Annotated in this window: 8 protein-coding genes; 4 read left to right on the forward strand and 4 right to left on the reverse strand. The window is 74.1% G+C overall.

Annotated features, from left to right (window positions below; translation table 11 throughout):
- A partial coding sequence (locus ACFYX3_RS41860; RefSeq protein ID WP_389025380.1) for a hypothetical protein occupies window positions 1-292 on the reverse strand: 292 nt, incomplete at its 3' end.
- A 150-nt stretch (window positions 293-442) separates the two neighbouring features.
- Here ACFYX3_RS41860 and ACFYX3_RS41865 point away from each other — a divergent pair.
- From ACFYX3_RS41865 to ACFYX3_RS41875, 3 genes are all read left to right on the forward strand, one after another.
- Entirely contained in the window at window positions 443-1,435 is a 993-nt protein-coding gene (locus ACFYX3_RS41865) for a helix-turn-helix transcriptional regulator (protein ID WP_389025382.1), read from the forward strand.
- Window positions 1,436-1,807: 372 nt separating this feature from the next.
- Window positions 1,808-2,920, forward strand: a complete 1,113-nt coding sequence (gene rsgA, locus ACFYX3_RS41870) for a ribosome small subunit-dependent GTPase A (RefSeq protein ID WP_389025384.1) — start codon at window positions 1,808-1,810, stop codon at window positions 2,918-2,920.
- Window positions 2,921-3,022: 102 nt separating this feature from the next.
- On the forward strand, window positions 3,023-4,405 hold the full coding sequence (locus ACFYX3_RS41875; protein WP_389025386.1) for a DNA-3-methyladenine glycosylase 2 family protein: 1,383 nt from the start codon (window positions 3,023-3,025) through the stop codon (window positions 4,403-4,405).
- A gap of 50 nt (window positions 4,406-4,455) precedes the next feature.
- On the opposite strand, the gene ACFYX3_RS41880 is transcribed toward ACFYX3_RS41875, so the two are convergent.
- From ACFYX3_RS41880 to ACFYX3_RS41890, 3 genes are all read right to left on the reverse strand, one after another.
- Window positions 4,456-4,938 carry a DUF456 domain-containing protein gene (locus ACFYX3_RS41880; protein ID WP_376594984.1) on the reverse strand — a complete coding sequence of 161 codons (483 nt, stop codon included), beginning with the start codon at window positions 4,936-4,938 and terminating at the stop codon, window positions 4,456-4,458.
- Between the two features lie 69 nt (window positions 4,939-5,007).
- Window positions 5,008-5,442 carry a hypothetical protein gene (locus ACFYX3_RS41885; protein ID WP_376594985.1) on the reverse strand — a complete coding sequence of 145 codons (435 nt, stop codon included), beginning with the start codon at window positions 5,440-5,442 and terminating at the stop codon, window positions 5,008-5,010.
- 69 nt (window positions 5,443-5,511) lie between these two features.
- Window positions 5,512-6,495, reverse strand: coding sequence for a helix-turn-helix domain-containing protein (locus tag ACFYX3_RS41890; RefSeq protein ID WP_376594986.1), 984 nt, complete (start codon window positions 6,493-6,495; stop codon window positions 5,512-5,514).
- A 232-nt stretch (window positions 6,496-6,727) separates the two neighbouring features.
- Here ACFYX3_RS41890 and ACFYX3_RS41895 point away from each other — a divergent pair.
- The coding region (locus ACFYX3_RS41895; RefSeq protein ID WP_389025389.1) for a hypothetical protein at window positions 6,728-7,025 on the forward strand (298 nt) is incomplete at its 3' end.

Raw genomic sequence — 7,025 nt, forward strand, 5'->3', positions numbered from 1 at the left:
GGTCCTTGCCGACCTGACGGGTCTCCAGGAGCGGGACGCTGCCGTCGTCGCGCGGCAGCGCCGTCGCGGAGGCGCGGCCGGAGGCGTCCGTGGCCACCAGGACCCGGTCGCCGGTGACGAGGGTGACCGTCACGGGCCTGTCCGTGCGCTGCACGGCCGCCTGCGTGCCGACGAGCGGTCCGCCGCCGGGGGCGCCGGGTCCCGGCTGGGCGGCCACGGACGGCGTGAGCGCGGTGACGGCCAGGACGGCGGCGGTCGCCGCTCCCAGGGCCGTACGCGATATCGGGGGCATCGTTCTCCCTTGGTCGTTGCCGGTGCGGTGGCGACACCTTGGCAAGAGCGGCGGGCCGTGCGGAACAGCGGTCGCGGGCGGGAAGGTGCCGCGGCCGTTTCCCGCCACGGAGACGGTGGAAGGACACCTTCCGAAAAAGGGGGGGCGGGAATGCTCGGAGCACTTGGACTCGACGAGACGCAGGAGGCGGCGTACCGCGGCCTCGTCAGACTCGGTGGTGCCGCACAGGACGATCTCGCGCGCCGCCTCGCGCTCGGCGAAACCGCCGTGGCCGCCGCGCTGCACCGCCTGGAGGAGCAGGGCCTCGCCGCACGGCCCCGCCCGGGGCGCTGGGTGGCCGCTCCGCCCGGGATCGCCCTGGGCGCGCTGCTCACCCGGCAGCGGCAGGTCCTTGACGAGACCGAACACGCGGTCGCGCTGTTGGCGGACGCCTACCGCTCGGAGGTGGCGGAGCCCGCGGTGCACCACCTGGTGGAGGTGGTGACGGGAGCGAAGGCCGTCTCGCACCGCTTCCTCCAGCTCCAGATGGGCGCGGTGGAGGAGCTGTGCGTCCTGGTCACCGGCACGCCGGTCGCCGTCGCCCCGCTGGAGAACCCGGTCGAGGACGCGGCCGTGGCCCGCGGGGTCGCGTACCGCGTCGTGCTGGAGCGCGAGGCCCTGACGCTGCCGGGCCAGCGCACGGAACTGGCCGTGGGACTCGGGCGCCGGCAGGAGGTCCGGCTGGTCGACACGGTCCCGACCAAGCTGGTCGTGGCCGACCGCACGCTGGCGATGGTGCCACTCGGTGGCGACGGCTCCGAACCCGCGGCTCTGGTGGTCCACGCGAGCGGGGTGCTGGAACTGCTGATGGGCCTGTTCGAGCGGGTGTGGCGGAAGGCGCTGCCGCTCCGGCTCGGCATCGGTGGGGAGTTGATCGAGAACGAACCCGCCGGACCCGACGCGACCGACCTCCGGATCCTCGCCCTGCTGCTGGTCGGAATGACCGACGCGCGCATCGCCAAGCAGTTGGGGATGGGCCTGCGCACCGTGAAGCGGCGGGTGAAGGGGATGATGGACCTGGCAGGGGGCACCACCAGGATCCAACTGGGTTGGCACGCCTACGAACTCGGCTGGATCACCGGCCCGCCCCCGGCGCCGCGTTGAGCTGTTCGAGATCCCGTCGGCCTGCGACTCCATCAGGTGGTCGCCGAAGCCCGGTGAATCGCCGTCGTACGGTCCTGCCCCGTCGTCGGCGGTCACGTCTGCAGCCGATGCCGGGCGGGTGAGGTCTCGGATTAAATCGGTGGTGCCGTGCACTGGGGTCGGGCTATGGTTCTGCTCATCCGTTCCCGAGAGGGACGGTGTCGGTTCGTCGAGCAAGAAGCAGGAGGTGAGGACAGTGATGACTGTCACGGTGACGGGCTCTGCCCGCATTCAGGAGTTCATCGTTCCCACCCCTGTGGTCTCCGGCTGACACCCACTCGACTTCCGCGCGCTCGGAGCGCGCCGCCGGGGCCACCCTTCGAAGGGTCCCCCTTGTCTTTCCCGCTTTCCTCCCTGTCCTCTTCCTCCTCGCTGCTCGACGCCCACGGCTGGGACTCCGGCTGGGCCGCCGACTTCGCGCCCCACGCCGCCCAGGGGCTGATCCCGGGGCGCGTCGTCCGCGTCGACCGTGGTCAGTGCGACGTCGCCACCGCCGAGGGCGTCATCCGCGCCGACACGGCGTTCGTGACCCCGCACGACCCGCTGCGCGTCGTCTGCACCGGCGACTGGGCCGCCGTCGACCCCGAGGGCGCCGACCCCCGCTACGTGCGCACGTGCCTGCCGCGCCGTACGGCCTTCGCGCGATCCACCTCCTCCAAGCGGTCCGAGGGGCAGATCCTCGCCGCCAACGTCGACCACGCCGTCATCACGGTCTCGCTCGCCGTCGAGCTCGACCTCGGCCGGATCGAACGCTTCCTCGCCCTGGCCTGGGAGTCCGGCGCCCAGCCGACCGTCGTCCTCAGCAAGGCCGACCTCGTGCCCGACCCGGTCGGGCTCTCCTACCTCGTCGAGGACGTGGAGACGGTCGCGCCCGGCGTGCAGGTGCTGCCCGTCAGCTCCGCCACCGGAGAGGGCGTCGACGTGCTCGCCGCGACGATCGCGGGAGGCACGACCGTGCTGCTCGGCGTCTCCGGCGCCGGCAAGTCGACCCTCGCCAACACGCTCGTCGGCGAGGACGTGATGGACGTCCGGGCCGCCCGCGACGTCGACGGCAAGGGCCGCCACACGACGACCACCCGCAACCTCTTCGTCCTGCCCGGCGGGGGAGTCCTCATCGACACCCCCGGACTCCGCGGCGTCGGACTCTGGGACGCCGAGGCCGGCGTCGGCCAGGTCTTCTCGGAGATCGAGGACCTGGCCGGAGACTGCCGCTTCCACGACTGCGCCCACGAGTCCGAGCCCGGCTGCGCGGTGACGGCGGCGATCGAGGACGGCTCGCTGCCCGTGCGCCGCCTGGAGAGCTACCGCAAGCTGATCCGCGAGAACCGGCGGATCGTGGCCAAGACCGACGCCCGGGTGCGCTCCGAGATGCTCAAGGAGTGGAAGCGCATGGGCGCGGGCGGCAAGGCCCAGATGGAGTTCAAGCGCCAGGGCCGGCTCGGCTAGGGCCTGTCTTTCGGGTCATGCCCCAGGGCCGGTCCGCCCGCCCCGACCGCGGTGTCCGAAAACCGCGAGCCGGGGCGGGGCGCCTCCCGCACACTGGGAGCCATGAGGGACGACGACACCCGCTACGAGGCGGTCAGCAGCAGGGACGCGCGGTTCGACGGGGAGTTCTTCTTCGCCGTCCGGACCACCGGGATCTACTGCCGCCCCAGCTGCCCCGCCGTCACCCCCAAGCGGCAGAACGTCTCCTTCTACCCGACGGCCGCCGCCGCCCAGGGCCACGGCTTCCGCGCCTGCCGCCGCTGCCGGCCCGACGCCGTGCCCGGCTCCGCCGAGTGGGACGTCCGGGCCGACGTCGTCGGCCGCGCCATGCGCATGATCGGCGACGGCGTCGTCGACCGCGAGGGCGTGCCCGGCCTCGCCGTGCGCCTCGGCTACAGCACCCGGCAGGTGCAGCGCCAGCTCACCGCCGAGCTGGGCGCCGGGCCCGTCGCGCTCGCCCGCGCCCAGCGGGCGCACACCGCACGCCTGCTGCTCCAGACCACGGGCCTGCCGGTCACCGAGATCGCCTTCGCGGCCGGATTCGCCAGCGTCCGCCAGTTCAACGAGACGATCCGTGCCGTGTACGCGCGCACCCCCACGGCCCTGCGCGCCGAGGCGGGCAGCGGGGCGGGAGCCCGTACCGCGCTCGCCGCCGGGGTGCCGCTGCGGCTCGCCCACCGGGGACCGTACGCGGCCGGCGAGGTCTTCGACCTGCTCGCCGCCGAGGCCGTGCCCCGGATCGAGGAGGTCGTCGGCGCCCCCGGCGCCCGCACCTACCGGCGCACGCTCCGCCTCCCGTACGGCACCGGCGTCGTCTCCGTCGACGAGCGCTCCGGAGGCCGCTGGCTCGAGGCCCGGATCCACCTCACCGAGCTGCGCGACCTGACCACCGCCGTGCACCGGCTGCGCCGGCTCTTCGACCTCGACGCCGATCCGTACGCGGTCGCCGAGCGGCTCGGGGCGGCCCCCGGGCTCGCCGCCGAGGTGGCCGCGAGGCCGGGCGTGCGCTCCCCGGGCACGGCCGAGCCCGAGGAGTTCGCGCTGCGGACGGTCCTCGGCGCCGAGGCGTCGGCCCGGGTCGTCGAGCTCCGCGGCACCCCGCTGGCCACCGCCTGCGGAAGCCTCACCCACGTCTTCCCCGAGCCCGCCGCCCTGACGGACCACCCCGTCGCCGGGCCGCTGGCCCGCGCCCTCGCCGACGGAGCCGTACGCCTCGACCCCGGGGCCGACCGTGACGAGGCCGAGCGCGCCCTGCTCGCCGTCCCCGGCGTGACCCCCGAGGCCGCGGCGCTCGTCCGGATGCGGGCCCTCGGCGACCCCGACGTGGCCCCGGCGGGCGCCCCGGAGGCGGAGGAGTGGCGGCCCTGGGGCTCGTACGCGGCGCGCTACCTGGGCGTCGGGGTGGGGACTTCCGGGGGCGTAGTCCGCGTGGCCACCCGGGCGTGAGCGCGGGGCCGCCGTGCTGCCCGGACGTGCGGCCGTCCGGGACGTGGTCCTCAGCCCCAGATCACCGCCCCCGCCCAGGCGCCCACGATCAGCAGGCAGGCGAAGAGCTCGACGAGGACGCTCGTGCCCGCCGCCCGCATCACCGTCCGGGTCGCCGCCCTGGCCTGGCCGTGGCCGCCGAGGCGGAGCCGCTCCGAGAGGTAGATCCCGCCGACGAAGCCGGGGATCGCGCCGACCACCGGGATCAGGACGAAGCCCAGGACGGCGCCCACCCCCGCGTACGCCACCATGCGCCGGGTGATGCCGACGCCCCGGAAGCGGCGTGGCGGCAGCTGCCAGACGATCACCTGGGTGAGGAGCAGCAGGCCGGTCGAGGCGGCGAGCAGGATCCAGGCCAGGTCCGTGCGCTCGTGCAGCGACCACCAGAGCATCGCCGCCCACACCAGCCACGTCCCCGGCACGCCGGGCGTCAGCACCCCGAACAGGCCGAGCAGCATCACCGTCGCGATCATCAGGAGCTGCCACACACCCACGCTGCCCAGGGTGCAGCACGGCGCTGGTTCTCGCAGGTCGCGGCGGGCGGACGAGGTACGGGGCGGGGGTCAGTCCGCCAGGGGCAGGGCGGCGACCACGAGGTTCCGTTCCTTGCGGCTGATCAGGGGGAAGACGAGCTTCAGGGCGAACTCGGTCTTCGGCGAGGAGAGGATGATCGAGGAGTTCAGGATCCGCTCCTTGACCGCCGAGCGGAACAGGCCGGCGCGCGGGATCGTCATGGTGTGCGCGACCGGCTTCGCGAACACCGGATCCGCCCGGAAGACGAAGAGCCGGCGGTCGGTCATCGCCAGGTACATCGGGACCGGCGCCGGTATCGCGGTCATCGAGCCACCGCTGAGGACGGCCGACGCCACGCCGAAGGCCGCGGTCCGGCCGACGGAGACCGTGCTCAGGCCGACGACGCACGTCACCTCCATCCGCTCCCCGGGCTCCAGCATCGGGGTCACGGTGGCCAGCAGGGCGCGACGGCGTCGTCCGTTCATGGGGGCTGAGCTCCAGAGGATCAAGGGTGCAAGCGGAACAGGCCGCTCACCTTCCCATACGCCCCGGAGTCAGCCGCGGGCCACCCACCCCTTCTCGTACGCGTGCCAGCCCAGCTGCAGACGGGTCGTCACCCCGGTCAGCTCCATCAGCCCCTTCACCCGCCGCTGCACCGTCCGCAGCCCCAGGTCCAGCTGCTTGGCCACGCTCGCGTCCGTCATCCCCGCGAGCAGCAGCGACAGGATCTCCAGGTCCATCACGTCCGGGCCCGGTGCCTCTTCCTCGGTGATCTGCGCGCCCGCCCCGAGCCGCAGCGGCAGCGCCTCCCGCCACACCGACTCGAAGAGGCCCATCAGGGATTCCAGGAGCCCGCTCGCGTGCACGACGAGCGCCGCGGGCTCGGCGCCGCGGCCGGTCAGCGGGACCATGGCCAGGGACCGGTCGGCGACGACCAGCTTCGTGGGGACCCGGTCGGCGATCCGGATCTTCTCCTCGCGGCTGAGCGCCGCGGACAGTTCGAGGAGCCCCGTCGGGAGGGTGAGCACCTCGCGCTCGATCACCACCCGGTAGCGGACCCCGCGCCCGGCCGCCTGCTCCTCGGCGTCGTTCTCCAGGCCGGAGACCGCGATCGGCTTGCCCGTCACCAGGGCGCACACCTCCTCCTGCGCGCCCAGCTGGAGCTGGAGGAAGCGGTGGGTGACCGCGCTCGCGCCGGTCACCACCTCCACCAGGTCGTGCACGGCGGCCTCCGCCGCCTCCGCCCGGTACTCCTCCGCGAGCATCTTGGCCGCCAGCTCGGCCTGCTCCAGCTCGTGCCGCTGCTGGGTGAGGAGCGCGCCGAGCGCGACCCCGGGCGGCGCCGCGACCCAGCGGCCGGTACGGGCCGAGGACTGGGCGGCGAGCCCCTGCGACTCCAGGCGCCGCAGCGCCCGCTCGGTGTCCTGCTCGGGCAGGGCGAGCCGGTGTGCGAGATCGGTGACCTCGGCCGCGCCCAGCGCGACCAGGGCGCGGTACGCGGACTCCTGGCGTTCGTCGAGTCCTATCGCTCCCAGCATGACTGCCCCACCCCTCGCCGCACCTCCGGCGGGCGCCCCGGATCTTCCGGGGACGTTCGCCGGAGGCTTTCGTTCCGTTGGTGACCTGGCGGGAAACGGCCACGGCGTATTCCCGCCTCTCCCATCATCCCTGTACCACCCTCACCTCTGCCAATGTGGCGCCACCGCAGCACCAACAGCCTCCGGCGAGGGGTGACTTATGCCCTTTTTCCGGATTCAGATGGGGAGAGCGATGCGTCCGTTTTCGCGTACGGCCCTGGGAGCGGCGACCGCCGCCGTCCTGGCCGTCACCGCGGTCACGCCGTCCATGGCCGAAGAGCCGCAGGACGACACGACCGCCGAGCGACCGCTGGTCGGCAGCGAGGCCTCGGCCCGCGCCGGCCACGGCACGAAGAGCGCCACGGTGACCCTGGTCACCGGCGACCGCGTCCTGGTCACCCGGGACGCCGAGGGGAACCCGGCGGCCACGGCCCTGCCCGCCGAGGACGGGACCGTCCCGCTGGTCCAGACCCGCCGCTCCGGCAAGGACT

Origin of the sequence: Streptomyces sp. NPDC002463 (assembly GCF_042889835.1) — a bacterium.
GTDB lineage: Bacteria > Actinomycetota > Actinomycetes > Streptomycetales > Streptomycetaceae > Streptomyces > Streptomyces nymphaeiformis.

Coding starts and splice junctions, on each gene's coding strand:
- ACFYX3_RS41875 (WP_389025386.1), top strand. CDS start 3,023: ATGAGGGACGACGACACCCGCTACGAGGCGGTCAGCAGCAGGGACGCG.
- ACFYX3_RS41890 (WP_376594986.1), bottom strand. CDS start 6,495: ATGCTGGGAGCGATAGGACTCGACGAACGCCAGGAGTCCGCGTACCGC.
- ACFYX3_RS41885 (WP_376594985.1), bottom strand. CDS start 5,442: ATGAACGGACGACGCCGTCGCGCCCTGCTGGCCACCGTGACCCCGATG.
- ACFYX3_RS41865 (WP_389025382.1), top strand. CDS start 443: ATGCTCGGAGCACTTGGACTCGACGAGACGCAGGAGGCGGCGTACCGC.